Genomic DNA, 25,092 nt, shown 5'->3' with positions numbered 1-25,092 from the left:
CCGCTTTTTTATTTGGCTCGATCGGATGGGCGGCGCTGGACTTCGGGCAGCGGCGGGAAGCGCTGGTTTGGGGCCAGCACTTCCCTTGCTGCGCGATGGCGTGTTTACTCGCGCCAGTGCAGCCAGCCGGCGTCCAGCCAATCGGTCAGGTACTCTCGCACGGCCTGTCCCACACGCCGTTTGTGCCAGTCGGCGCAATCCAGCTCACGGGCATCGGCCAGTGCGCGCAGCAGTGCGTCCGGCGCGCATGTCAGGCACTCTCCGTTGATAAAGCACTGGCGTTCGCGGTAGAGCATGCGGGTGCGCCTGTCCAATATCAGCCGACCATAGGCAGGCAGGCTATCGGGCAGGCAGTCTGCCATGTCATCGCTGTATTCCAGGCTGGATTCAAACACGGCATTCGGGTGCGGTTCACTGAGCCAGCAGCCCAGGAAACGTGTCGCCAGGGCGTCATCGAAACGGACTTTGGCAACGCTGTCCAGCGCATGCTTGACCAGTTTGGCAGGGATTTCCGCCGGGGTGGTGGTGGCGGGCAGGCCCGGGTCGCGATAGCGTGAGGACAGGTCGGGGCCGGGCAGCAGGGGCTGGGCATAGGTGCCACCGCTGCAGGTGGCGCGTTCCATGACCTGATCCATGGCGGCTTCCAGCATGCCGCGGGCCAGCGTGGCGCGGTCCGGGGAACGGAAGCCGATGGAAATCGTCATGCAGTCATGGCCGACTGCGATGCCATCGTGCGCCGCCTGTGGCGGCAGGTACAGCATATCGCCGGGTTCCAGGTAGTATTCGGCGTCCGGCTGGAAGTTGCTGAGTATCTTCAGCGGGAGGCCGGGGATCAGGTCCAGATCGCGCTGCTGGCCGATACGCCAGTGGCGGGTACCCTGGGCCTGCAGCAGGAAAACGTCATAGCTGTCGAAGTGCGGGCCGACACCGCCGCCGTCGCTGGCCACACTGACCATGACATCATCCAGCCGGGCGTCGGGAATGAAACGGAACTGCTGCATCAGGCGGGCGGCGGCGTCATCGTGCTGGTCCAGGCTCTGTACCAGCAGGGTCCACTCGCGTTCTTCACGCTTGGGCAAGCGTGCGAACGGCCCGTTTTCCATCTGCCATTCCCCATCCTCTTTCCAGATCAAGCGCGATTCGACATCGTCCTGGCGTGCGAGCTTGCGCAAGCCGGGAATCTTGACGGGAGGCTTGATGCCGGGAACGGCCTGGCGAATCAGCAGGGGTTTGCGCTGCCAGTAAGTGCGCATGAATTCTGCGGGGCTGATGCCGCCCAGCAGGGTCAGCGGGGTATCCAGGTTCATTGCAGCAGGCCTTTCAAGCGGTAGAGGGCGTCCAGGGCTTCCCTGGGTGTGAGGCTGTCCGGGTCGATGTCGGACAAGGCGGTGATGGCGGGATGGGCTTCGGTGTCGGCCTCAAGGGTGGCGGGCTCGGGTTCGTCGAAGCTCTGGCTGAACAGACCCAGTTGCGGCGTGGGCTGCCCCTGGCTTTCCAGGCGCTCCAGTTCGCGGCTGGCATGGCGGATCACGGCCGCAGGAATGCCGGCGCGCTGGGCGACCTGAATCCCGTAGCTGCGGCTGGCGGGGCCTTCACGGACTTCATGCAGGAACACGATGCCGCTGGCCGATTCCGCTGCGGCCAGGTGCACATTGGCCGCCAGCGGAAACTCGGCGGGCATGCGCGTCAGTTCAAAATAGTGGGTGGCGAATAAGGTCAGCGCGTGGTTGTGCGTCAGCAGGCGGTGGGCAATCGCCCAGGCCAGCGCCAGGCCGTCATAGGTCGAAGTGCCGCGGCCGATTTCATCCATCAGCACCAGGCTGTGTGCCGTGCTGGCGGAGAGAATCGTTGCCGCTTCGGTCATCTCCATCATGAAGGTGGAGCGGCCGCCGGCCAGATCGTCGGCAGCGCCGATGCGGGTGAAAATGCGATCCAGACTGCCGATGCGGGCTCGGGTCGCCGGCACGAAACTGCCGATGCGGGCCAGCAGCGCAATCAGTGCCACCTGCCGCATATAGGTCGATTTACCGCCCATGTTCGGCCCGGTGACGAGCAGCATCAGGCGCGTCGGATCCAGCTGGCAATCATTCGGCGTGAAGCGTTCTATGGCATTTTCCACGACTGGATGGCGGCCCGCTTCAATACTGATTTCTGCCTGTGCAGACAGCTCCGGCCGCACCCAGGCGTGGGTACGGGCGTGGTGGGCCAGGGCGCCCAGGGCGTCAAGTTCGGCCAGGGCTGCGGCGCAGGACGATAGTGCCGGCGCATGGGGGGCCAACGCGTCGAGCAACTGTTCGTAAAGCCATTTTTCACGGGCCAGTGAACGGTCTTTGGAGGACAGAATCTTGTCTTCCCAACTCTTCAATTCTGGCGTGATGTAACGCTCGGCATTCTTGAGCGTCTGGCGGCGCCGATACTCCGTCGGCACTTTCTCGGCATGCAAGCGCGAGACTTCGATATAGAAACCGTGGACGCGGTTGTACTCCACCTTCAGGTTGTTGATGCCGGTACGCTCGCGTTCGCGGGCCTCCAGGCGCATCAGGAACTCGCCGTTATCGCTGGCCAGGGCTCGCAGCTCATCAAGCTCGGCATCGTAGCCGCTGGCGATCACGCCGCCATCACGAATGGCGGCGGCAGGCTCTGCCGCAATGGCGCGCGCCAGCAATTCACCCAGGCCGGTGTCGATTTCCAGACTGGCGGCCAGGTAGTGCAGGTGGGGCACATGGCTATCCTGCGCCTGGGGCGCCAGCGCTTGCAGCACGCCAGGCAGGGCCAGCAGCGCTTCGCGCAGGCTGGCCAGTTCGCGTGGGCGCAGCGTGCGCAGCGCCAGACGGGTGGCAATGCGCTCCAGGTCGGGAATGGGCCGCAGGGCTCGCTGCAAACCGTTGAGCAGGGCTTCCGTCTGCCAGGCCGATGCGCCCGGCGCGGCGGCCAGCAGCGCTTCAATCGCCTGCTGGCGCGCCAGCACCGGCGTATTGTCACGCAAGGGATGGTGCAGCCAGCGCTTGAGCAGGCGGCTGCCCATGGGCGTATTGCAGTGATCCAGCAAGGAAAACAGTGTTGGGCTTTCCTCTCCTGACAGCGTACGTGTCAGTTCCAGATTGCGCCGGGTATAGGGATCGAGCACGACATACTGGCCGCTGCGATCCACCTTGAGCGACTGCACATGGGTCAGGGTCTGTGCCTGGGTGCGGGTCGCATAGCGCAGCAGGGCGCCGGCGGCGCACTGGGCTGCGTCCAGGTCCTCGGCATCGAATCCGGCCAGCGAATCCGTGCGGAAATGGGCCAGCAAATGGCTGCGCGCACCCTCATATTCGAAATGCCAATCCGGCGTACGGGCGATGGCGCCCTCGAAGGCCACGGGCAGTTCTGCCTGATCGGCAATGATGAGTTCCGCGGGAGCGATGCGGTGCAGCTCCGCTTCCAGCTCGCTGGGGTCGCATTCCGAAACGCGGAAATCGCCGCTGGCCAGATTCAGCCAGGCCAGTCCGTGACGCAGCTTGCGCGGCGCCTTGCCCGTGGTGGCAAGGGCAGCCAGAATACGGTCGGACTTGCTGGGCAGCAGGGCGTCGTCCGTCAGGGTGCCGGGTGTCACGATGCGGACAATCTTGCGCTCCACCGGCCCCTTGCTGGTGGCCGGGTCGCCGATCTGCTCGCAAATGGCAACGGAAATATTCTGCGCAACCAGCTTGGCGATGTATTGATCCACGGCGTGCACCGGGATCCCGGCCATGGGGATCGGGGAGCCCGCCGAATTGCCGCGTTTGGTCAGCGTCAGATTCAGCAAACGCGCACCGCGCTCGGCATCCTCATAAAACATTTCATAGAAGTCCCCCATGCGGTAAAGCAGCAGCAGCGGGCCGGCCTCTTGCTTGAGTTCCAGGTACTGCCGCATCATCGGCGTGTGGGCGGAAAGATCGTTCTTTTGCATCGAAACTTTGGAAATGGCTGGGTAACAGCGGCGAAAATGCCTGGATTTGGCGCATGGCAGGACTGCAGCGGTCGCTGTTCAGGCGGCGGGAGCATGCGACTCCGCTAGCCCGCCTGTGACGGAATAGGGTATTTGACCATGTTAGGGCGGCGAGATGCTACCTGTTGTGGGCTGGCATGTGTCCACCCCTGGCATGATCCGTTTGTTGGTTGGTGGAGCAGGCACTGACCACGCGCCTGGCAACATGACACTCGCAGCAGCGTTCAGAGCGATTCATGCGCGGCACGGCGCAACTGCAGCTTTTCCTGCTCAAGCACCAGCACCTGTTCGGCGCGGGCCAGTGCCAGCTCCGCTTGCTCCAGCGCAGCAGCGCGGAAATCGGTGCTGCCGGTGCGTGCCAGCGCATGCAAAGTACGTTGCAGGCGCAGTTGAACTTCTATCATCCCGGCGCTATTGCGGGCGATCAGCGTAAAGGCATCCGCAAACAGTTCGGCGGCGGTGATAGGCGCGACATGCACATGTGGATAGAGCACGGGTTCGGCCAGCGGCTCCTGGCAACCGTCTGCCCAGCGTTGCAAAAGCCGCGCCATCCGCCCGATGATATCTATGGCGGTACCGGGATCGTTGACGGCACGGGCGCCGATTTCACCGATAACCGTCAGGCAGAAACGCGGATCCTGGTCAAAACAGCGCTCGGCGCCCAGCGTAAAACTGGCCCGGCAGGTTGACATCGTGGCGTCGTCCGGGCCTTGCTCCGTCTCGGGTTGCAGCCAGACCAAAGGGGAGTCGGCATAAACAAAGGTGCCGGGAATGGCCAGCACATAGGCCTTGCAACCCGCCTCTTTGCAGCATTGCGCCAAGGCATTCATATCCAGGAACTGAACATTGCCGATACTGCCGGCGCGTACCGCAATGGCGCCGGCGGGAATATCCGTCTTGGGAGACCACAGCGGCAGGCCGCCCAGATAAGGATGAACCAGCCGCGCCTCCAGCGCTTGCCTGGCGGTCTCCTCGATGCGGCTGGAAGTATCGGTCACGCGGCCCAGGCGCGTCAGATGGTCAATCCAGCGCAACAGGGAAATGACAACCAGCGCAATCACCGCAACCGTCACGACGAACATGACAAAGCGCCCGCGCTCACCGTAGGCACCGGTCTGCAACACAATAATGCCCACAATACTGAACAGAAAAGAACCGATAAAGGCTGACAGGGCATTCTGGGTAATCCTGTCCTCCATCAGCAAGCGGGTCGCCCTGGGGGTCACATTATTCGTTGATGCATCATAAGCAGCGTTCATGATGCTCAGAGAGAAAGTCGTCACGGCCAACATGCTGGAGGCCATGATCTGCAGCAGCGTGAACACCGAGTTATCGCCGATATTAGACGGCACCTCCCAGGGGGGCAGATAGCGCTCCACCAGGGCAGCCAGCATCGCCGCCACGATACCGAGCAAACCGATGAGTGTCGTATGCACCCACAGCCTGCGCGACAACTGCTGGAGGAACCAGCGCCAGCTGGACGGAATGGCGGTTGCCAGCCTTGTACTACCGTGCTTGCTCATGGACGCCCCTGTGTATGGAACAGGGCAATTCAGCTGTCGGCCTGCCTGCCCCGGTGACTTTCCTTCAGAATCAGATCAAGTATAGCGGGCGCCCCGGACAAATGAATGCCCCTGTCGGCAGCGTGCCGGCAGGGGCAGAACAGGTACGGAAAATTATTCAGCGCGTGAAATACTGCACGGAAGCCTGCATGGATGGCAGCACTGAACTTGCCAGCAACAAGGCCATGCCCCAATTGAACCAGCGCATCCGGTTGGCATCGGCGGCCAGATCCTGCAGGCGTGAACCCATATAGGCCCAGGCGCTGATGGCCGGCAGGCTGACCACCGTATAAATCAGGCCCAAGGTCAGGAACAGCGTCAGACTGCCATTGGTATTACTGGTATAGGAAGTGACCGCGCTCAGCGTAATGATCCAGGACTTCGGGTTCACCCACTGAAACAGGGCGGCACCGACAAAACCCAGCGGCCGCCCGCGGGCGCTCTTGGAAGAAGGCGCTGCGCCAGCCGTTGCAATACGCCAGGACAGGTAAAGCAAATACAAAATACCCAGCACGCGAATGGTCTCGAACAGCGCGGGGGAGGCCGTCAGCAAATTGCCAATCCCCAGGCCAACGACCGCCACCATAATGCCGAAGCCCATGGCGACGCCCAGAATATGGGGAATACTGCGGCGGAAACCGAAATTCAGACCGGAAGCGGTCAGCATAATGTTATTCGGCCCCGGCGTGATCGCAGTGACCAATGAATAAACCAGGAAAGAATAGAACGTAGCCAGTTCCATGATGCGATACGAATCAAAAAAACGAAACCAGGAAAGCAAGAAAAAGACTTGCCGGGGGGATGCAGCCGTGACGAACCGGCATCACGCTCGTGGCGGCCCTGCTTGACCGGAATGGCCATAGAAACGCTGCAGGACGGAGAACGTGGGAAACATGGCTATTGATTTAAAATATTCAGTGTTTTTTGTAATTTAACTTATATTGTTCTGGTGTTTGAAGGGGGGAGATCATAGGTGGAAGAAAAAACGAATCGCGTTAGGAAAGGCGTTGGGGCGGGTGCGGCCTTGGATGATGTTGACCGAAGATTGTTAAGCCTGATTGCGGCAGACGCGACACGCAGCTACGCTGCCCTGGGTGAAGCCTTGCATCTCTCTGCGCCGGCGGTACATGAACGGGTCAAACGACTTAAACAAGACGGCGTCATAAAGGGAACGGTTGCCGTACTCGATGGCCCCTCGATTGGCCGTCCCTTACTCGCGTTCATCCAGGTCAAAACCCGCAACTGGGCCACCACGCTGGAGCAGAACGACTTCACGGGCTTTCCGGACATCGAAGAAGTCCACACCATCACAGGCCAGAGTGACGTACTCCTCAAAGTACGCACCCGCGACACCCAGGCCCTGGAAGAAATTCTGGCGCGCATCCAGGGCTTCGAAGGCATAGACGGCACTCACTGCATCGTTGCCTTATCCACCTACCTGGAACGGGGACCCAGCCCCTGAAGAAAATCAGGCGTACTTTTCCCTGATACGTATTCTGATTTGATACGTGTTCTGACATGCCAGCGTTGGGGCAAGCCCGGGATGCAGGGCAGTGGAGCGTGCCGAGTCAGGTGGTGTCAGCGGGGAGGCAAGGACGCACATGTTTGAGCGAGACGCTTGCGGACAGTCCGGTGGACTGTCCGCCTCGCGAGTTGTGTGTCCGCCCCGCTGGCGCCGCCTGACTCGGGAAGTTCTGGCGCAGCCAGAACCACGCGATCTGCCCTGCATCCCGGGCTTGCCCCAACGCGTCCTTAGCAGTGACTCCCGCTGCGCCAATNNNGCANAANATCCAGCGCGTCCTTAGCAGNGACTCCCGCTGCGCCAATACAGCAAAAAATCCAGCGCGTCCTTAGCCGTACCCCCACTGCGCTCGTCCACCCGCGCCCCCGCTATGCCCACATCGCAGCACTTGCAGCGCGACCTCTCCCGCAAAGCAATACATGAACAAGCAAGCAAACCCCGCCTCCTGGAAAAACTGAGCAACACCAGTCCTGACGCGGCCTGGGGCGGCTCACCCGAGGGTAATTCCTAGATAGTTCCAGTGCCTGAATTTAGCTACATTGCTTTAAAAGTAAAATATGTATTTATAAAATAAATTTCCGGCCGGGCACCCTCCTGGCGGGTTCACAACCCGAGGTAAGCATGGAAGTCTCCGCACACGTTGACACCTTCGCACGCGACAATCTCCCGCCCCAAGACACCTGGCCGGTCATGCTTGACTCCCCGGACACCCGCTACGCCGCGCGCCTGAACTGCGCCGTAGAACTGGTAGATCGACACATCAGCGAAGGCCGTGGCGAAAACATCGCACTGCGCTGGCAAAACCACGACGGCACCCACGCCGCCATGAACTACCGCGAACTGCAGGCCCTCACCAACCGCATGGCCCGCGTCCTCATCGACGACATGAAACTGGTACCGGGCAACCGCATCCTCCTGCGCGGCGCCAACCACCCCCTCATGGCCGCGGCCTGGCTGGCCGCAGTCAAAGCAGGCCTCGTCACCGTCCCCACCATGCCGCTCCTGCGTGCCAAAGAACTCAAACAAGTCATAGAAAAAGCGCAAATCAGCGCCATGCTCTGCGACGCGCGGCTCGCTGAAGAAGCCGAATACTGCCGCACGCCTGGGCATGAACACTACTGCGAAAGCCTCCAGCAAATCTGCTTCTTCAACCAGCCTGGCACCGAATCCCTGGAAGCCCGGGCAGCGGCGCAACCGGACGACACCTTCACCGCCTGCGACACGGCGGCCGACGACGTCTGCCTGATCGCCTTCACCAGCGGCACCACAGGCATGCCTAAAGGCTGCATGCACTTTCACCGTGACGTACTGGCCATGTGCGACCTCTTCGCACACCACATCCTCCAACCCGGCCCGGACGACATCTTCTGCGGCACGCCACCGCTTGCCTTCACCTTCGGCCTGGGCGGCCTCCTGTGCTTCCCGCTGCGTGTCGGCGCCAGCGTCGTCCTGGCCGAAAAACTCTCGCCCGCCAGCCTGCTGCAAACCGTCCAGGACTTCCGCGTCTCCATCGTATTCACGGCGCCCACCTTCTACCGCCAAATGGCCGCCCTGGCAGGCAACTACGACCTCTCCAGCCTGCGCCGCTGCGTCTCGGCGGGCGAAGCGCTGCCCGATGCCACACGCCAGCTCTGGAAAGAAGCCAGCGGCATAGAAATGATAGACGGCATCGGCGGCACGGAAATGATCCACGTCTTCATCTCCAGCCGTCCCGAAACCGTGCGGCGTGGTGCGATCGGCCAGGTCGTCCCTGGCTACGAAGCCTGCATCGTCGATGCACAAATGCAACCGGTGCCCGACGGCACGCCGGGCCGCCTGGCGCTGCGCGGCCCCACGGGCTGCCGCTACCTGGCCGATGACCGCCAGAAGGTATTCGTCCAACAAGGCTGGAACCTGCCTGGCGACGTCTTTGTCCGCGACAAAGACGGCTACTTCTTCTACCAGGCGCGCAACGACGACATGATCGTCTCGGCGGGCTACAACATCGCCGGACCCGAAGTCGAAGACGCACTGCTGCGTCACCCTGCCGTAGCGGAATGCGGCGTCATCGGCTGGCCGGACGACCTGCGCGGCCAGGTCGTCAAAGCCTACATCGTCCTCAAAACCGGCCATGCCGGTAACGACGCCATGGTCGAAACCCTGCAGCGCTTCGTCAAAGAAAGCGTGGCGCCCTACAAATATCCGCGCCTGATCGAATTTGTCGAAAGCCTGCCCCGCACCGAAACAGGCAAATTACGCCGCTTTGCCTTGCGCCAGGAAGCGCACTGAACCGCGCATGGCGCCCACTCTCGGTGTTTACCCGAGAGGCGCGCTGGGCGTACCTGGGCGGAACGCGGGACAGCGTAGTATCGAGCAGTGCCAGCCGGCCAGCACACCCATCGGCCGGTTCCATCACCCTACTGGAGACACACACATGATCAGGAAAACCATTGCTGTCGGCGCCATGCTGGCAGGGGCCTGCGCAGTCGCACAGGCCCAGGATCCGGTACGTATCGGTTTCATCACCACCCTCTCCACGCCGGCAGGCTACATCGGCGAAGACCTGCGCGACGCCTTCAACCTGGCCATCGAACAAGGCGGCGGCAAACTGGGTGGCGTACCCGTGGAGCTGGTCGTTGAAGACGACGCCCTCAAACCCGCCAACGCCAAACAGGCGGCCGACCGCATGGTGCAATCCGGCGTGCCCATTTTCACCGGCGTCATTTTCTCGAATGTGCTGGCAGCGGTAGTCCCCAGCGTGACCAAGGCAGACGACTTCTACATCAGCCTCAACCCAGGCCCGTCGAACTTTGCCGGTCAGCGCTGTGACCCGAACTACTTCGTGGTGTCCTACCAGAACGACGCGTTCTACTCGGCCGGCGGCGTGGCAGCCAATGAACTGGGCTACAAAAAAGTGGCCGTGCTGGCACCCAACTACCAGGCCGGCCGCGACGCCATCGCGGGCTTCAAGGAAAACTTCCAGGGCGAAATCGTCGCGGAAATCTACACCAAACTTGATCAATCCGACTTCTCTGTCGAACTCGCCCGCATCCGCTCCATCGCGCCTGATGCGGTGTACCAGTTCCATCCGGGCGGCACAGGCATCAACTTTGCCAAGCAATACGCCGCAGCCGGCCTGACCAAAGAAATCCCGATGATCATCCCGAGCTTCTCGATGGATGCCCATATGCTCAAGGCAACCGGCGATGCGGCCGAAGGGGTGTACACCACCGGTATCTGGGCACCGGATACCGACACACCGCAGTCGCGTGCCTTTGTGGAAGCCTTCCAGAAAAAATATGGCCGTGTGCCCACCGACTACGCCATGCAGGCCTATGACACGGCGCAGCTGATGGGCACCGCGCTCAAGGCCGTCGATGGCGACATGTCGCGCAAGGACGAATTCCGCGAAGCCATGCGCAAGGCGGACTTCGACTCGCTGCGCGGCAACTTCCGCATGAACGTCAACCAGCATCCCATCGAAGACTACTACCTCATGCAAATCGTCCGCCAGGACTCGGGCGAGCTCGCACCGCGTACCGTGCGCAAGCTGATGACGGACCATGAGGACAGCTACGCCAAACTCTGCAAGATGCCATCATGACTTTTTTTCTCGAACAGTTGCTCAACGGCTTGCAGTTCGGCGCCATGCTTTTCCTGCTGGCAGCCGGACTGACCCTGATCTTCGGCATCATGGGGGTCGTTAACCTGACACACGGCTCGTTCTATATGGTCGGGGCGTACTGCGCGGCCTACGCCATTGCCAATACCGGCTCCTTCCTGGCCGGCATCCTGGCGGCCCTGCTGGGCGCAGGCATTTACGGGCTGGTGGTTGAAGTGCTGGTGATACGCCGGCTGTATCAGCGTGACCACCTGTATCAGGTGCTGGCAACGTTTGGGTTGCTCTTATTCACCAACGAGGCGGTCAGCCTGATTTTCGGGCGCCGCCCGCCCTTGGTGAATATTCCTGAAATTCTTCAGGGGGCTGTGACGCTGGGGACGGGGTTCCAGTACCCGGTCATCCGCCTGGCGTTCATCCTGGTCGGCGCGCTGGTGGCGTTGGGCTTGTGGCTGCTGGTCAACCGCACGCGCATCGGCATGCTGATACGCGGCGGCGCCGACGATCACGGCATGGTGGAAGCGCTGGGCGTGGACATCCGCCGCCTCTATACGCTGGTATTCGGCCTGGGCGCATTGCTGTGCGGCCTGGCGGGCGTCATGGCGGCGCCGCTGCTGGCCGTGGAAATCGGCATGGGCGAACGCATCCTGATCACCACCTTCGTCGTGATCGTGATCGGGGGTGTCGGTTCGGTGCGCGGTGCGCTGGCCGGTGCCTTGCTGGTGGGCATGGTTGACAGCCTGGGGCGGGCCTATCTGCCGACCCTGCTGGGGGAAATGTTCCCGCCGACGATTGCCGACCCGCTGGCGGCCGGTTTCGCTTCGGCCAGCATCTATGTACTGATGGCCATCGTCCTCATCATCAAGCCGTCAGGTCTGTTCCCGGCGCGGAGCTGAAACATGATTCAAAACTCCTTCAATTCCAGGCGCGCCCTGTTCGGCTGGGGCGGCCTGCTGGTGTTGGCCCTGCTGCCGGTACTGGCCGACATCTTCGGCTCTCCGTACTGGGTCAATCTGGCCACGCGCTTTCTGATCTATGGCCTGGTGGCGGTCAGCCTGGACCTGGTCATCGGCTATGGCGCCATGGTCAGCTTCGGCCATGCCATGTTCTTTGCCATGGGCGGCTATGTGGTGGGCATCATCTCCTTCCACACGTTTGAAGCCGGCCCCCTGTTTGGCTGGGCAGGCAGCAACGAGGCGCTGGTGGTCTGGCCGCTGGCCCTGGCCTGCAGTGCCTTGCTGGGGCTGGTAACCGGCTGCCTTGCGCTGCGTACCCGTGGCGTACAGTTCATCATGATCACCCTGGCATTCGGCCAGATGCTGTATTTCATCCTGGTCTCGCTGCAGGTCTATGGCGGCGACGATGGCTTGTTGCTCAATGAGCGCAACCATTTGCCTGGCGTGGATCTTGCCAGCGACAGGCAGCTTTATTACGTTTGCCTGGCCTTGCTGGCCATCTGGACGTTGCTGTGCATCCGTGTGGTCAACTCGCGCTTTGGCATGGTGTTGCAAGCCTTGCGCCAGAGCGAACGGCGTGCCGTGAACCTGGGCGTGGCGCCGGTGCCGCACCGCTTGACGGCCTTTGTGCTGTCCGCCGTGGGGACGGGGCTGGCCGGTGTCCTGTGGGCCAACTATTCCGGCCTGGTAACGCCGGACATGGCAGCCTGGACCAAGTCCGGGGAATTCATGGCCATCGTCATCCTCGGGGGCGTGGGTACGCTGCTTGGACCGATTGGCGGCGCGGCCGTCTTCCTGGGGCTGGAGCAGGCGCTGTCTGCCGTGACGGAGCACTGGCTGCTGTACATGGGGCCGTTGCTGGTATTGGTGGTGCTGCTGGCGCAGCGCGGCTTGTTCGGACGACTGCTGGAGAAGCGCAATGGCCAATGAACCTCTCACGCAAAGAGCGGATGGCGCTGTTCCCTTGCTGCGCATTGCCGGCCTGCACAAAGCCTTCCATGCGGTCAAGGCGACCAACGGCGTGGATCTGACGGTGTTCAAGGGTGAGATCCATGCCATCATCGGGCCCAATGGTGCAGGTAAATCGACCTTGATCACGCAAATCTGCGGGGAAATCCTGCCGGATTCGGGTGTCATCGAACTGGAAGGGCAAGACATTACCCGCTTGCCCCCCTATCAGCGCGCCAGGATGGGCCTGGGGCGTTCATTCCAGATTACCGAGCTGTGCCAGGAATTCACGGCGCTGGAAAACGTGATTCTTTCCGTCATGCTGCTGCAATCGCGCGGCTTCGGGATGTGGCGCAACCCGCGCAATGACCGGGACCTGCATGAACGCGCAATGCATTGGCTGGACAAGGTCGGGCTGGCTGACCGGGCGCTGGCGCGCACGGCAGATATGGCGCACGGCGAAAAGCGCCAGCTGGAGCTGGCGGTTGCGCTGGCGCGTGAACCGCGGCTGTTGCTGCTGGATGAGCCGATGGCAGGCATGGGCGGGGATGAGTCCGCACGCATGACCCGCCTGTTGGCGGAAATCAAGCAGGATTACGGCATTTTGCTGGTCGAACACGATATGGATGCCGTGTTCGCGCTGGCGGATCGGGTCAGTGTCTTGGTGTATGGCCGCATTATTCACACCGGAGACCCGGCCTCCGTACGGCAGCATCCAGATGTCCGTGCGGCCTACCTGGGAGAGGAAGCATGCTGAAAGTACAGGAACTTGCCGGCGGCTATGGCGGCAGCCAGGTGTTGTTCGGCATGTCGTTCGAGGCCGACCAGGGCGAGGTGATTGCCCTGATCGGACGCAATGGCATGGGCAAGACCACCACAGTGAAAACCGTCATGGGTATGTTGCCTTCCCGTGGCGGGCAGGTCAGTTTCCGGGGCAAACCGCTGGCGCGCCTGGCGCCCAGCGTGGTGGCACGCCTGGGCGTAGGGCTGGTGCCGGAAGGCCGGCGCGTGTTTGGTTCCTTGTCGGTAGAGGAAAACCTGCTGGCGACGGCGCGGCGCGAGCCTGGGCGCGACAGCTGGGATCTGAAGCGGGTCTATGCCTTGTTCCCGCGTTTGCAGGAGCGCCGCAAACAGTCCGCGCGCACCTTGTCCGGTGGCGAACAGCAGATGCTGGTGGTAGGGCGTGCGCTGATGACCAATCCGCACTTGCTGATTCTGGATGAAGCCACCGAAGGCCTGGCGCCATTGATCCGCCAGGAAATCTGGACTTGCCTGCGTCAGCTCAAGACGGAAGGGCAAACGATTCTGGTGATAGACAAGAACCTGCCGGAAATGGCGACGCTGGTGGATCGCCATTACATCGTGGAGAAAGGCAAGGTGGTGTGGTCAGGCAGTCCTGCGGCCCTGGCCGGGGAGACAGGCCTGGCCAGCCGTTACCTGGGGGTTTAGCGCCCGGGCGTCAGCGCCGGCATGGGGGCAGACACGCCTGGCGGGAGATCCCGCCAGGCGTGTCTGTTTTGCAAGTCTTGTCATGACCAGCGCCGCGGATGTCAGGCCCTTGCGGGTCAGGCAGCGTGGGCCGGCGCCCCGACGCAGCTGCTTCCGAATGCCGCAGCAACCCGCTGGCAGGCAGGCGGGGTGAGGGTCAGCGGCCCAGATCCTTGGCCGTGACCCCGGCAATGCCCCAGTTTTCCTTGGGCACTTCCTGAATCCAGACACGGACGTTGGCGACCGGTGCGTCCAGCGCTTCTACCAGTGCCTGGGTGACTTTTTCGATGACGGCTTTCTTCTGCTCGGCCGTACGTCCTTCGAGGATATGGATTTGAGCAAATGGCATGGTGTTGTCCCGGCAGGGTTTCGTATCAGGCAGCGATGCTGCCGCCGGAGCGGCGGACAGCATCCGATCAGACGGACAGCGTTCAGGCAAAACGCAGCGAGACGCTGCCCATTCCGTGCACCCGCAGGCAAACGTGGTCGCCAGCCGCCACGGCCACGGCTTCGGTCACGCCGCCAGACAGAATGACGCTGCCAGCCGGAATTTCCAGGCCCTTCTTGCCCAGGTGGTTGGCCAGCATGGCAATGGCGGCTGCCGGATGTCCCAGCACGGCGGCGCCTGCCCCCAGTGCAACCGGTTCACCGTTCTTTTCCAGCACCACGCCGACCGTGCGCAAATCCGTCTGGTCAGGGCGCAGCGCCTGGCCGCCCACCACAAAACGGGCCGCCGAGGTGTTGTCTGCCACCACGCTCTTGAGGTCGAACTTGAAGTCGCGGTAGCGGCTGTCGATGACTTCAATGCCGGGCAGGACGAACTCCGTGGCCGCCAGCACCGCACCGATATGGCAGCCCGGACCCTTGAGCGCGTGCTTGAGCACGAACGCGATTTCCGGCTCCACCTTGGGGTGAATCAACTCGCTGGTCTTGATTTCCGCGCCTTCGGGCACGCTGTACTCATCGACCAGGAAACCGAAAACCGGCGTTTCCACGCCCATCTGCTTCATCTTCGCATGCGAAGTCAGGCCGGCTTTCAGGCCCACCACACGCGCGCCACGAGCCAGCTTGCGGCGCAGGATTTCGTCCTGGATGGCGTAGGCGTCATCCCAATCCATGTCCGGATGGTCGTTGGTGATTTTCGGGGTATCGCGCACTTCCAGCTGGCAGTTTTCCAGATGTTCAGCCAGTTGCTTGATGGTTGCAGGAGTCAATGCCATGTCGTCATTCCTTGTGTATAGATTGGGGGATCCATCCGTCCGGCGGAGGGATCGGGAGTGCATGGAGAACTTGAACTGAGACGTTTGAACCAAGGGGCTCAAACGAAGCGCACCGAGCAGCCGCCGATGCCGCCGATGGTCACGCGCAGGTTGTCGCCGGCCTTGACTGGCACCATGGCTGCCAAGGAGCCGGACAAAATGACTTCACCGGCTTCCAGTGCGATGCCCAGGCGGCCCAGCGTATTGGCCAGCCATGCCACGGCATTGGCCGGGTGCCCCAGGGCGGCAGCGCCGGCGCCAGTGGCGACGACTTCACCATTTTTTTCCAGCACCATGCCGCAGGTATAAAGGTCCACATCGCGCACATCGACCAGCCGGTCGCCCAGGACGAACACGCCGCAGGAGGCGTTATCGGCCACGGTATCCTGAATCTTGATTTTCCAGTCGCGGATACGCGAATCCACGATTTCAAAGCAGGCCATCACGCCCTCGGTGGCTGCCATGACATCGGCAGCGGTAACGCCCGGCCCCTTCAAGGTCTTTTTCAGGACAAAGGCAATCTCGCCTTCGGCCTTGGGCTGAATCAGGCTGTCAGCGGCGATCGGTTCGCCTTCGTTATAGACCATGCCGTCGGTGAGCCAGCCGAAGTCCGGCTGATAGACGCCCAACATGTTCATGACGGCCTGGCTGGTCACGCCGATTTTTTTGCCGACCACGCGTTCGCCGTCAGCCAGGCGCAGTTGCTGCATTGCCTGCTGGACGGCATAGGCATCTTCGATGCTCATGTCCGGGTGGCGTTCGGTCAGCGGCGCGATGACCTGGCGTTGCCGCAAGGCCTGATAGAGTTCGGCGCCGAGTTGCTGGATCAAAGGCTTGTCCATGGCTATGTTCCTGTGGTGCTTTAGGGTTCGAGGTTGAGGACGGTACGGAAACCGACATGCTAAGTGGACATGGCGGCTTCCTGAGGCTGGCGCGACGCAGGGCGGTAGCGCACGCAGAAATTCTGGGCGCAGGGAAAGGAGCCCCCCTTGACGACGCGGGTGGGCGCGCTTGCCTGGGCTGTTGTCCGGGCTGTTGTCCGGGCTGTTGTCCGGGCGTTTGCCGGGCGGGATGCGGATGCCTGCGGGTCGTGATAAGGGCGAGAAAAAATGAAACGGTTGACGCAAAGCGATTCTTCATGGCACTGCCGCCAGAGCGGGTAAAAACCGGGCCGGCACAGCCAGCCCGGGGGAATCCAGGGCCGCTTGAGCGGCCCTGTTACGCAGGCCGCTCAAGCGGCTTCTTTTGTATCCTGGCGCGTGCCGGTTTGCCGGTCTGCCAATGCCTTGGGTTCTGCCTGGTCCGCTTCGGCGAGGAAGTCTCCTACCAGGCGGGAAAAGCGCGCCGCATGCTCGATCTGGGTCCAATGGCCGCAGTGCCCGAACACATGCAGTTGAGACCGTGGAATCCATTGCGACAGCGTGAGCGAGTTCTGCAGCGGAATGACCTGATCTTCGCGGCCATGAATCACCAGGGTTTCATGCGGCAGGGTGCGAATGTCCTCTTCGTGGCTGGCCAGCGCATCGACCCAACGCTGGCGCGGGGCGGGGAACATGGCGCCGAAGGCTTCCTGCACGCCAGGGCGGATGCTGGCCTGGTAGCGCAGCTGGGCCAGTTCATCGCTGACCAGATTGCGGTCGTGAGCGAAGATATCCAGTACCTGGCGCATGCTTTGCGGTGAGGGCGTGTAACCCCAGACGGAATCCAGGCCGGGCGTCAGGGCGAAGGGCACGCCTACGCTGCCCATCAGCACCAGCCGGCGCACCCGCTCCGGGTGGCGGATGGCCAGCGCCAGCGCCAGGGCGCCGCCAAACGAGTTGCCGACGATATCGGCCCGTTCGATGCCCAGGGCATCCAGCACGCCCAGCGCCTGTCGTACCCAGACCCAGGAAAACAGGTCATGGCGCACGCCCGGCAGCGACAGATCCAGCCCTTCGCTATAGCCGAAGCCCGCCATGTCGGGCGCGATGACGCGGGCACCTTGGGCCAGCGTCGGCATGACCGTGCGCCAGTTGGCCCAGGCCGACACGCCGGGGCCGGAGCCGTGGATCAGCAGTACCGGCGCACCCGAGCCCATGTCATGAACATTGGTGCGCAGGCCGCTGGCCATGACGCTGCGGCCGATCTCCGGATTGGTATCAGAGCTTGATGCAGACATTTTTCAACTCCGTGTAGAACTCCAGCGAATGCACGCCGCCTTCGCGGCCGATGCCGGAGTGCTTGGCGCCGCCAAACGGCGTGCGCAGGTCGCGCAGGAACCAGCTGTTAACCCAGGAAATGCCCACTTTCATACGCTGCGCCACGCGATGCGCGCGTGCCACATCGCGTGTCCAGATCGCTGCGGCCAGGCCATACTCGCTGTCATTGGCCTTCTTGAGCGCTTCTTCCTCGGTGTCGAAGGGGGCGATGTGGCAGCACGGGCCGAAGATTTCTTCCCGAATGACCCGGGCCGTTTCCGGCAGGCCCGTCCATATCGTCGGTTGCACCCAGGCGCCGTCGGCCAGTGCGCCCGCCATGGCCGGCTTGCCGCCACCGGTCACGACCGTCGCCCCTTCCTCTGCCGCCAGCTGATAGTAGGACAGCACCTTTTGCTGGTGCTCACGGCTCACCAAGGGGCCCAGCTTGGCATCCGGGTCGTCCGGCAGGCCGATCTTCCAGCCCTCGATCTGGCGCGCAAGTTCCGCGACGAATTTATCGAAGATGGGGCGCTCCACATAGACGCGCTCGGTGCCCAGGCAGACCTGGCCGCTGTTGACGAAAGCCGAACGCAGCGTTCCTTCGATCGCGGCATCGAAATCGCAATCGGCAAAGACGATGGCGGCGTTCTTGCCGCCCATTTCCATGCTGACCGGACGGGCGCCCTTGGCGGCTGCCTTCATGATGACTTCGCCCGTGCGGGTTTCGCCCGTGAAGGTGATGGCATCCACATGCGGGTGGGTCGTCAGGAATTCGCCGGCTGAATCCGGGCCAAAGCCATGCACGACGTTATAGACGCCCGGCGGGATACCGGCTTCGTTCATCACTTCGCCCAGCAGCGCCGCCGTCTGCGGGGTTTCCTCCGAGGGCTTGACCACGACGGTGTTGCCGCAGGCCAGCGCCGGGCCGACTTTCCAGGTCATCAGCAGCAGCGGCAGGTTCCACGGGCAGATCACCCCGACCACACCCACCGGGCCACGGTAGCCGTAGTTGATCGCGCCACGGCCGTCCGGCGTCTGCATTTCAAAGAACTCGGTCGGCACATTCTTGATGACGTCGGCGAAGATCTTGAAGTTGGCCGCGCCACGAGGGATGTCGATGTGGCTGGCGATGCTGCGCGGCTTGCCGGTATCGGCGCACTCAGCCGCCAGGAACTCGTCGAAGCGGCGGTTGATGCCATCGGCCACGGCATACAGGCGCTCGACGCGCTCGGCCACCGTCATCCGTGCCCAGGGGCCGTCCAGCGCGGCGCGGGCAGCGGCCACAGCGCGATCGACTTCGGCCTTGCCGGCTTCATGCACCTGCGCAATGACGCTGTGATCCATGGGCGAGTGCTTGGCGAACTGTTTCTGGGTCGCCACATATTGGCCGTCGATGAAATTGAGAATCTGTTTCTGGGTCATGGCTGATATTCCTTTTGCTTTTTTGCTGCGGCTGCGCCGCAAAAGGGGGTTAGTCGTTCGAGGCCAGCGCGGCGAGCCCGGCCCCGGCTATGAGTTCGTCCTGGGCTTCGCTGCCGCCGGAGACGCCAATGCCGCCCAGGCGCTGACCGTCGATCTCGATGGGCAGCCCGCCGCCGAAGGCCACGAAGCGCGGCCTGCGCAGCAGCCCGTCCTGCACGGCGGGGGAGTGCGCCTGCAGGGCGTCGGGCCACTTACCGGTTGCCAATCCGAAGCTGGCAGCGGTGTAGGCCTTGTCGATGGCGATGTCTATGGAGTGCAGCGGGGCGCCGGGCTGGCGGATGAATCCGACCAGGATGCCGGCGTGATCCACGACTGCGATATTGACCGCCAGGCCCAGGGCTTCAGCCTGGCCTTGCGCGGCGTCGATCATGGCCAGTATCGCCGTGGGGCGCAGCATGGGCTGTGTCACGATGATGTCTGCGGCAAGCGGGGTCGTCATTGAGCGTCTCTCGGGGTGGTTGCAGGAAAAGGGCGGAACGATGCGAAGGCTTACTGGCCTGACCTTGCCGTGCTGCAATTCGCCGGCGTGGCCGTGCCCTGGCTTTCCAGCGCCGCAATTTCTTGCTTGGCAAGCGCCATCTGCGCCAGGAAGGTCGGGTCTGTATGCAGGGTGGCCACGGAGGCAGCGCCCATCAGGCGGCCGGCGTCCACATCGCTTTGCCAGTGCACGCCGCACACGACCCGGCTCTGGCCGTAGTCGTAGGCGCGCTGGAAGAGCGCGTCGGCACGGTTGGGCATCAGCTCGGCCAGCACCAGGCCCCAGGCCCAGCCCAGGGCGGCATGGCCGGAGGGGTAGGAGCCGTTCTTGGCCAGTGACGCTTCTTCTTCCGGCGTACAGCTGGCCTGCTTGTTGTAAACAAAGGGACGGGTGCGGTTGTAGTGATCCTTGGCCTTGAAGGTCGAGAGGGCCGAATCGGTCATGACGCGGCGCAACAGGGTTTCCAGGTGTGGCGTCGCATCGCTGTTGAGGGGAATGCCGGCTGCGCAGTGGAAGGCTTCCGTCGCCTGCGGGAACTTCAGGCGCGCATCGCTGCGAGCCAGGTCGCCACGCGGCTGGTCGAGCAGGACGCGGGTGCTGGTAAAGGCCAGTTCGTCGGTATCAAAGGTCGGGGTGCCTGGCTGCGGCGGCGCTGGCAGCAGCGCCAGGCTGTCGGGCAGGTTCTCTATGGGCAGGTAGCCGCGCATCAGGCCGTGGTGCAGCGAGGCCTCACCGATACTGGCAGGGTCGGTAGGAGGGGCTTTGCTCGTGGTGCTACAGGCTGCGAGGGACAGCAGGCTGCTCAGAACGAGCGCAATGGGGGCAGGGCGGCGAAGGTTCATTGTTGTGCTCGGCAGATGGGTTGCAGTGGCGGCTTGGTGGTGCATCTGTGGGCTGCCCGGTGGTGGCGTCAGGATGCCTGCGAGGCCGCAGGCATCCTGACAGCTCCTGCTGGGGGGATGGCAGAAGATCAGGTATAGACGTCGGTGAACGAAGGCACGAGGTCGCCGGTATGGTAGAAAATGCCGCTGCCGAGCATGTCTTCGGTCCAGGTGGTCACCGGACGATCCGGCTGGGCCAGGTAGCCCAGGCCGGCGAAGGTCTCGTTGCGGTTGCCGCTGGGGTCGAAGAAATAGATCGTTTCGCCGCGCGTGATGCCGTGGCGCGTGGGCGCGACGTCGATGCGCACCTTGTTCTTGGCCATGATGTCGGCCGACTTCAGCACATCGTGCCAGGAGTCCAGGAAGTAGGCGATGTGGTGCAGGCCGCTGGTCGGGCCGCCGACGAAGGCGATGTCGTGCGGCGTGGTGGTGCAGGCCATCCAGGTGGCGGCCTGGATGCTGTGGTCGGGGCCGGCCAGTACCTGTTCGGTCGTGAAGAAACCCAGCACTTCATGCATGAAGCGCGTGTTGGCCTCCACCGTGTTGATGCCCGCTTCCGGGTTCAGTTCGCACATCAGCAGACAGTGATCCAGCCAGTGCACGCCGCAGCCCTTCAGGCCATCGGGCCAGGGGTCTGGGTTCAGCGAGCCCACGCCGGTGCCGGCGAATTCCTTGTCGGCGTACAGGCGCAGGTCGTGGCCGCTGGGCAGGTGGAACTGCAGCTGGCGGCCGGTGAAGGGCAGGGCGCCTGCCGGAATCATGGTCGTGCGCAGGCCCCAGGCCTCGATGCTGGCCTGCAGCTCGTCGAGCACGGCGTCGTTGCGGACCTTATAGGCCAGATGGTTCAGGCCGCCCTGGTCGGCCTGGGTGAGAATCAGCGAGAACTTGTCCCACTCGTCCCAGCATTTCAGGTACACGTGGCCGGCGTCATCCTGGTGCACCACCTGCAGGCCCAGTACGTCCTGGTAGTGGTGAATGGCCGCCTGCATATCCATGACTTTCAGGCTGGCGTGGCCGATGCGTAATACGGGGCTGCTCATAGTCTGTCTCCTTGTCTTTCTGGTCTTTCTGATTAGGGCCGGGGGGCATGCCCCGGTTCACTGCCTGATGTGGCCGCTCAGGGCCGTGTCAGGACAGCGCCAGTGCGGCGCGGTCCTGCGGTTCAAAAACGGAAGCAACGAGGGTAGGCGCCGGGCCATTCCCGTGCGCAATGCTCGAAGTGCTCGAAGTGGCCGAAGTGGTCGAAGCGGGCGAAGTGGCCGAAGTGGGCACCGCGCCGCCGTTGCCTGGCGAGCCGCCTGCGGCGCTGTCCGCTGCGGGCGGGCAAGGCGGACGGCAGAACGGTTTGCGCAGCAGCGGGCTGACTTCCAGCACCACGGCCTCCACCGGCGCCACGCGGCAGGCCAGGGTGTAGCCTTGCGCTTCCTCCTCCTGGCTGACGTGGGCACGGCTGACCGGCCCCAGCGCCCGCACGCTGCCTTCGATGATCTTGACTTTGCAGACACCGCAGCCGCCGCTTACGCAGCCCACCGGAATGCCCTTGCGGCCGAGTTTCAGCATGCCCTTGAGCAGGCTTTCTTCCAGCGAACATTGGTAGGTCTCGTCCGATTGCACGACGCGAACCGGCACTTTCTGGCAGGGTGTCAGCGGCAGCATAGATGTCTCCTTCTGTTGCGGCATGGCGCGGTATGTTCCGCGTTTCCATGTGGATCCAAGATTCGATAGCGACCTAAATACGCTTGAACAAGGCGCTGCGGACGTTATTGGCATCGGCAGCCGAGAGGAATTTCTCGGTATAAATGTCGCGTTCGAATAGGCGGCCTTGCATCAAAGTGCCGATACAGGCTTCGATCATCGGTGGGGGGCCGCACAGATAGGCTTTACGGCCTGAAAAGTCTCCCGCCACATGTTGTTGCGCGACATCGTGCACGAAACCACGCGGTCCATCCCAATCCGAATCCGCCGGTTCGTCCGAGAGCGCGGCGACATATTCGAAGTTGGGGTAGCGCTGCGCCAGCTCGCGGAACTCCTGGTCGTAGTACAGCTCAGCGCGGTTGCGCTGTCCATACACCAGCGTGATGCGATGGTCGCAGCCGCTTTCCAGCAACTCCAGAATCATGGAGCGCGGGCTGGACAGGCCGGATCCGCCTGCCATGAACAGCATCGGCATGGCGGCCGAGCGGCGCACGAAGAAGCGTCCGTAGGGGCCGCTGACATCGAGCTGCTGGCCTTCCTCCAGGCTTTCGTGCAGCCAGGTGGTGCCGGCGCCACCGGGAATACGGCGCACGTTGAGTTCGATTTCCGTGGCCTGGCCGTTGGCATCGGGCGGGTTGGCGATCGAAAAGGCACGTGTGCCCTCGATGCCGGGAATGTGAACCTGGACATACTGGCCAGCCTGAAACTCGATGGGCGTATCGAGTTTCAGGTGAATGGCCTTGATGGTTGGCGTGAGGATTTCGATACGGGTGACGGTACCGGCGAAGTCGCGCACCGGGATGATGCGCGCGTCGGGGTCCTCGTCGATATCCGCTTCGATCACCGCGTCGGATTCCAGGGTCGCGCAGCAGGCCAGGGTTTTGCCTTCGTCGCGTTCAAAATCCATCAGTGCGAACGGGTTGGCGTTGCCATGATCTATGTCCCCTTCGGCGACTTCGACCTTGCAGGTTCCGCACAGACCGTGTCCGCACGCATGCGGGATGTAGATGCCCTGGCGCAAAGCGGCATCCAGCAAGGTCTGGCCTTCCTCCACGTCGATGGTGGCGCCCAGGGGTTCTATCGTCAGCTGATAGCTCATGTTTGCTTCTCCTGTACTGTCTGCGCGTCGCTTAGCTGTGGCTGCCGGCGATCCCCGTCAGCCCAGGTGTGCGAAAGCGGATGACATCCTTGTGGCCGATGCCGTTTTCCGCCAGGCTGCGCTCGGCCTGGGGCTGCCAGGGCTGGCCGTCCTTTATCCATTCCACCTGACTCCAGTCGATCTGGGCAAAGTCTGGGTGCTGGCTGTAGATGGTCGGCAGGATGCCGTCGCGCAAGGCGGTGAACGGCGTATCCGGCGGAACGGGCAGGCAGACCGGCGAGCAGAAGGACATATGGCCATCCCAGCCGATATAAAGCAACGGCGCGGGGAAGCGATCCACTGAGTCGCGCGGGGGAAAATCATAGGGAGCAAGAGTGCGCAATGCCATGGTGGGTCTCCTCGTCAAACGCTGCGGCCAGTCCAGCTGGCGAAGTTTTTCTGGTCGGGCGAGCCGTCGAATTCCATGTTGTCCACGCCCTGCTGAATGCCGTACCAGTCGAGCACGGCGGCCAGCGGATCGAAGCCTTCGGCGGTTGGATCGACATCGGGCTTGAAGCAGTTGCCCTGATAGATCTGGTGCACCGGCAGCCAGGACTGGATGAACTTCTGCGGCTCGTGGTCGAACACCTGCTTGCAGCCATCGCTGCAGAAGTGGAACTTCTGGCCCAGGTAGCTGCTTTCGCGGTAGCAGATTGCCGTCGGGTCGCCCGGTTCGGTGAAGGCCATGGGAATCTGGCAGGTATTGCACAGCATGGGCAGCGCGTTGTTGTAGAAGCGCTTGCCTTCCTGTTGCAGCTTGCGGTAATGCAGCAGGCGCGGACGGTAGAGCTTGTCGAAGGTATCGGGGTACTTCTGCGACAGCCAGTCCAGTTCCTCGTCCTCGGGCACCCAGGTGTGCATGGCTGCAGCGCCGCAGTAGTTGTAGAAGATGTTCCAGGCCTGGTGGCTCAGGTGATCCTTCTCCTCCATGGCTTGCTTCCAGCCCAGCGGCTCGCGGATGCCATAGCGGGCCAGGTCGCGGAACAGCGCCCCGCCATTGGCCTCGCCGTACATTTCCCAGGCTTCCTTCCAGCTCATCACGCGCTTGGGCAGCATGTAGTCCTGCATCATGGCGACCAGCGTCAGCACGCGGTAGCCGCGCCAGAACCATTTGTCGATCCAGCCCTGCACGATGGGCACGTTGGCCGGGTCCTGCTCCAGCATGAACTTGATGCACTCGATGCCCAGCGTCATGTGGCGCGATTCATCCGATTGCGCCGAGAAGCCGAAGGTCACGGTGGACAGGTCGCCGTTGTGTGCCGCGCCGGACATGAAGGGCACGAACAGCAGGTTGGTCAGCACATACTCGAACGAGAAGCTGATGGCGGTCAGGAACTCGAAGGGGCCGGAGGTCAGCGCATCTTCGAAGAAAGACTTGGGCACGGACAGGTACCAGACGCGGTCGAACCACTGGTTCGAGTTGTGCATGCCGTTGAAGTACTTGTTGTAGTGCGACAGCGCGTGCGTTTCGGTCTGGAAGTGGCGCAGCTCGTCGATGGCCTGCATTTGCGTGGCCACGCGGGCGCCTTCGCCGGTGAAGTGGCGGCCCAGGTGCGCGAAGCCGCGGTAGGCGTAGTACTCCAGCGGCGTGACACCCTGGATGAACAGCTTGAGCGCATTGATGTAGCGGGCGTCGGAAACGCTCAGCTGGCCATTGTTCTGGGCAAAGGCCTCGATCACGGCGTAGAGCTTCTTTTCCTTTTCGCCCTGGTATTTCCAGTAGGCGTCCATGGTCAGGCGGAAGGGGTCTTCCCACTTGTCCCAATCGTGGATCTTGATGCCCTCGAACTTGTCGTAGGGAAACACCTTGTCCATGGGCTGATAGCTGGTTTCCCAGCCCAGGCCGCGGGTCATGGTGGCGTAGCGCTCTTTCAGGCCGAGTTTCTTGCGGGTAACTCTGGTATCCATTTTTTGTCTCCGTTTCTGTCTGTTTTTGGC

General features: G+C 62.7%; 23 protein-coding genes and 1 pseudogene. 7 read left to right on the top strand and 17 right to left on the bottom strand.

The window, feature by feature from the left end:
* Positions 1–104: 104 nt before the first annotated feature.
* From ACNA1V_RS09260 to ACNA1V_RS09245, 4 genes are all read right to left on the bottom strand, one after another.
* Positions 105–1,307, bottom strand: a complete 1,203-nt coding sequence (locus tag ACNA1V_RS09260; RefSeq protein ID WP_415833318.1) for a JmjC domain-containing protein — start codon at positions 1,305–1,307, stop codon at positions 105–107.
* Positions 1,304–3,931 carry a DNA mismatch repair protein MutS gene (gene mutS / locus ACNA1V_RS09255; RefSeq protein WP_415833316.1) on the bottom strand — a complete coding sequence of 876 codons (2,628 nt, stop codon included), beginning with the start codon at positions 3,929–3,931 and terminating at the stop codon, positions 1,304–1,306. The genes ACNA1V_RS09260 and mutS overlap by 4 nt, the downstream gene beginning before the upstream one ends.
* 263 nt (positions 3,932–4,194) lie before the next feature.
* Positions 4,195–5,493, bottom strand: a complete 1,299-nt coding sequence (locus ACNA1V_RS09250) for a DUF2254 domain-containing protein (RefSeq protein ID WP_415833315.1) — start codon at positions 5,491–5,493, stop codon at positions 4,195–4,197.
* Between the two features lie 157 nt (positions 5,494–5,650).
* On the bottom strand, positions 5,651–6,274 hold the full coding sequence (locus ACNA1V_RS09245) for a LysE family translocator (protein WP_415833314.1): 624 nt from the start codon (positions 6,272–6,274) through the stop codon (positions 5,651–5,653).
* A 282-nt stretch (positions 6,275–6,556) separates the two neighbouring features.
* Between ACNA1V_RS09245 and ACNA1V_RS09240 the strand changes: the two genes are divergently transcribed.
* Positions 6,557–6,994, top strand: coding sequence for an Lrp/AsnC family transcriptional regulator (locus tag ACNA1V_RS09240; protein WP_415833362.1), 438 nt, complete (start codon positions 6,557–6,559; stop codon positions 6,992–6,994).
* A 106-nt stretch (positions 6,995–7,100) separates the two neighbouring features.
* On the opposite strand, the gene ACNA1V_RS09235 is transcribed toward ACNA1V_RS09240, so the two are convergent.
* Positions 7,101–7,310, bottom strand: a 210-nt coding sequence (locus ACNA1V_RS09235) for a hypothetical protein (protein ID WP_415833313.1), incomplete at its 5' end; no start/stop codon positions are given.
* Between the two features lie 365 nt (positions 7,311–7,675).
* Here ACNA1V_RS09235 and ACNA1V_RS09230 point away from each other — a divergent pair.
* The 6 genes from ACNA1V_RS09230 to ACNA1V_RS09205 all read left to right on the top strand — a co-directional run bounded on the left by ACNA1V_RS09230 (position 7,676) and on the right by ACNA1V_RS09205 (position 14,005).
* Positions 7,676–9,322: an AMP-binding protein gene (locus ACNA1V_RS09230; protein WP_415833311.1), complete on the top strand. Its 1,647-nt coding sequence runs from the start codon at positions 7,676–7,678 to the stop codon at positions 9,320–9,322.
* Between the two features lie 145 nt (positions 9,323–9,467).
* Positions 9,468–10,637, top strand: a complete 1,170-nt coding sequence (locus ACNA1V_RS09225) for an ABC transporter substrate-binding protein (RefSeq protein ID WP_415833310.1) — start codon at positions 9,468–9,470, stop codon at positions 10,635–10,637.
* The gene (locus ACNA1V_RS09220) at positions 10,634–11,548 is read left to right on the top strand and encodes a branched-chain amino acid ABC transporter permease (RefSeq protein ID WP_415833309.1); all 915 of its coding nucleotides are present in this window, start codon (positions 10,634–10,636) and stop codon (positions 11,546–11,548) included. Before ACNA1V_RS09225 ends, ACNA1V_RS09220 begins: the two co-directional genes overlap by 4 nt.
* 3 nt (positions 11,549–11,551) lie before the next feature.
* A complete protein-coding gene (locus ACNA1V_RS09215) occupies positions 11,552–12,538 on the top strand; it encodes a branched-chain amino acid ABC transporter permease (RefSeq protein ID WP_415833308.1) in 987 nt (328 codons plus the stop codon).
* Complete coding sequence (locus tag ACNA1V_RS09210) at positions 12,528–13,313, top strand: ABC transporter ATP-binding protein (RefSeq protein WP_415833307.1); 786 nt, start codon at positions 12,528–12,530, stop codon at positions 13,311–13,313. The genes ACNA1V_RS09215 and ACNA1V_RS09210 overlap by 11 nt, the downstream gene beginning before the upstream one ends.
* Complete coding sequence (locus tag ACNA1V_RS09205; protein WP_415833306.1) at positions 13,307–14,005, top strand: ABC transporter ATP-binding protein; 699 nt, start codon at positions 13,307–13,309, stop codon at positions 14,003–14,005. The genes ACNA1V_RS09210 and ACNA1V_RS09205 overlap by 7 nt, the downstream gene beginning before the upstream one ends.
* Positions 14,006–14,201: 196 nt before the next feature.
* On the opposite strand, the gene ACNA1V_RS09200 is transcribed toward ACNA1V_RS09205, so the two are convergent.
* From ACNA1V_RS09200 to ACNA1V_RS09145, 12 genes and pseudogenes are all read right to left on the bottom strand, one after another.
* Positions 14,202–14,393: a 2-hydroxymuconate tautomerase gene (locus tag ACNA1V_RS09200; protein WP_415833305.1), complete on the bottom strand. Its 192-nt coding sequence runs from the start codon at positions 14,391–14,393 to the stop codon at positions 14,202–14,204.
* A gap of 82 nt (positions 14,394–14,475) precedes the next feature.
* Positions 14,476–15,264, bottom strand: coding sequence for a 2-oxo-3-hexenedioate decarboxylase (dmpH, locus tag ACNA1V_RS09195; RefSeq protein ID WP_415833304.1), 789 nt, complete (start codon positions 15,262–15,264; stop codon positions 14,476–14,478).
* Positions 15,265–15,362: 98 nt separating this feature from the next.
* Positions 15,363–16,145 (bottom strand): 2-oxopent-4-enoate hydratase, encoded by a 783-nt coding sequence (gene dmpE, locus ACNA1V_RS09190; RefSeq protein ID WP_415833303.1) that lies wholly within the window; start codon positions 16,143–16,145, stop codon positions 15,363–15,365.
* Between the two features lie 389 nt (positions 16,146–16,534).
* Positions 16,535–17,461 (bottom strand): alpha/beta fold hydrolase, encoded by a 927-nt coding sequence (locus tag ACNA1V_RS09185; protein ID WP_415833302.1) that lies wholly within the window; start codon positions 17,459–17,461, stop codon positions 16,535–16,537.
* The gene (locus ACNA1V_RS09180; RefSeq protein WP_415833300.1) at positions 17,442–18,902 is read right to left on the bottom strand and encodes a 2-hydroxymuconic semialdehyde dehydrogenase; all 1,461 of its coding nucleotides are present in this window, start codon (positions 18,900–18,902) and stop codon (positions 17,442–17,444) included. Before ACNA1V_RS09180 ends, ACNA1V_RS09185 begins: the two co-directional genes overlap by 20 nt.
* A 49-nt stretch (positions 18,903–18,951) precedes the next feature.
* Positions 18,952–19,359, bottom strand: coding sequence for a GlcG/HbpS family heme-binding protein (locus ACNA1V_RS09175; RefSeq protein WP_415833360.1), 408 nt, complete (start codon positions 19,357–19,359; stop codon positions 18,952–18,954).
* A 92-nt stretch (positions 19,360–19,451) separates the two neighbouring features.
* Complete coding sequence (locus ACNA1V_RS09170) at positions 19,452–20,282, bottom strand: acid phosphatase (RefSeq protein ID WP_415833299.1); 831 nt, start codon at positions 20,280–20,282, stop codon at positions 19,452–19,454.
* 128 nt (positions 20,283–20,410) lie between these two features.
* Positions 20,411–21,361, bottom strand: coding sequence for a catechol 2,3-dioxygenase (locus ACNA1V_RS09165; protein ID WP_415833298.1), 951 nt, complete (start codon positions 21,359–21,361; stop codon positions 20,411–20,413).
* Positions 21,362–21,635: 274 nt separating this feature from the next.
* Positions 21,636–21,977, bottom strand: a pseudogene (locus tag ACNA1V_RS09160) (2Fe-2S iron-sulfur cluster-binding protein); the annotation flags it as partial.
* Positions 21,978–22,050: 73 nt separating this feature from the next.
* Positions 22,051–23,115 (bottom strand): NADH:ubiquinone reductase (Na(+)-transporting) subunit F, encoded by a 1,065-nt coding sequence (locus ACNA1V_RS09155; RefSeq protein WP_415833297.1) that lies wholly within the window; start codon positions 23,113–23,115, stop codon positions 22,051–22,053.
* Between the two features lie 31 nt (positions 23,116–23,146).
* Complete coding sequence (locus ACNA1V_RS09150) at positions 23,147–23,503, bottom strand: phenol hydroxylase subunit P4 (protein ID WP_415833296.1); 357 nt, start codon at positions 23,501–23,503, stop codon at positions 23,147–23,149.
* A gap of 14 nt (positions 23,504–23,517) precedes the next feature.
* Positions 23,518–25,062: an aromatic/alkene/methane monooxygenase hydroxylase/oxygenase subunit alpha gene (locus ACNA1V_RS09145; protein WP_415833295.1), complete on the bottom strand. Its 1,545-nt coding sequence runs from the start codon at positions 25,060–25,062 to the stop codon at positions 23,518–23,520.
* Positions 25,063–25,092 lie beyond the last annotated feature (30 nt).

The sequence above is a fragment of the Kerstersia similis genome, from assembly GCF_965139615.1.
In the GTDB taxonomy this organism is placed as follows: domain Bacteria; phylum Pseudomonadota; class Gammaproteobacteria; order Burkholderiales; family Burkholderiaceae_B; genus Kerstersia; species Kerstersia similis.
The sequence above is the reverse complement of the archived record's forward strand: the minus strand, read 5'-3'. Positions and strand labels throughout refer to the sequence as shown.